Origin of the sequence: Candidatus Protofrankia californiensis (assembly GCF_900634765.1) — a bacterium.
Classification (GTDB): Bacteria; Actinomycetota; Actinomycetes; order Frankiales; family Frankiaceae; genus Protofrankia; species Protofrankia californiensis.
Map to the genome: position 1 here is coordinate 1,922 of NZ_CAAAFT010000436.1, position 1,156 is coordinate 3,077.

The window sequence follows — 1,156 nt, forward strand, 5'->3', positions numbered from 1 at the left end:
GATCATGCCCATCGGCGAGGTGCTCTCGACCATTCCAGCGGTCCGGGACTGCTTCGACGTAGTGATCGTGGACGAGGGCAGCCAGGCGGGGCTGGACAGCCTGTTCCTGCTGTGGCTCGCTCCCCGCGTGATCGTGGTCGGTGACGACCGGCAGTGCACCCCGACGGAGGCGAGTTTCGAGGAACTGGAACCGGTCTTCCAACGCCTCGACACGCTGCTGTCCGACGTGCCCGGCTGGCTGCGCATCGCATTCACCCCCCGTTCCAGCCTCTTCACACTGCTGCGGACGAGGTTCGGCGAGGTCATCCGGCTGCGTGAACACTTCCGGTGCATGCCGGAGATCATCGAATGGTCGTCCGCGATGTTCTACCGGGACGCCCCGCTGGTGCCGCTGCGCCAGTTCGGCGCTGACCGGCTGCCGCCCCTGCGGTCATGCCACATCCCGGGCGCGGTCACCTCCGGCGTCGCCGGCGGGCTGCGCAACGCGGCCGAGGCCGAAGCCCTGGTAACCCAGGTCCTGGCCTGCACCGACGACCCCCGCTACAACGGGATGTCCTTCGGGGTCGTTGTACTGCAGGGTACCGCCCAGGCGGAGCTGATCCGCGGCAAGTTGATCAAGAGGATGTCCCCGGCCGAGCAGCAACGCCGGCGGCTGCGCGTCGGGACCCCACCGGACTTCCAGGGCGACGAACGAGACGTGATCTTCCTGTCGATGGTTGTCGCCCCCGACACCCCGACACCGTCGCTGACCCGGCTGGAATACCAGCGGAGGTTCAACGTGGCCACGTCACGCGCCCGCGACCAGGTGTGGCTGTTCCACTCCGTGACCGCGGACGACCTGGAGCCGACCGACCTGCGGCACAACTACCTCAGCTACGTGCTGTCACAGACATCTGCCACCGCCGGGACGAACGCCGACACGGCCCTTGCCACGCCCGCGCTGCCCGACGTCCGCCCGGACATCCCGCATCCGCGGTTCGACACCCTGTTCGAGCAACGGGTCTTCCGCGCCCTGCGCGAACGTGGATATCTGGTGTGGCCCCAGGTCGAGGTGAACGGCCGGCGCGTCGACCTGGTGGTGGCGGGGGGACGCGCCCGTCTCGCGGTCGAGTGCGACGCGGACACCGTCATGTCGCCCGAGCAGATCGTCCATGAG

At 68.6% G+C, this 1,156-nt stretch carries 1 protein-coding gene; it reads left to right on the plus strand.

Going from position 1 to position 1,156, the window contains the following annotated elements; translation table 11 throughout:
* Nucleotides 1–1,156 (plus strand): AAA domain-containing protein (locus DD1DGNOD_RS30110; RefSeq protein ID WP_241255925.1); only part of this gene is annotated, 1,156 nt, incomplete at both ends.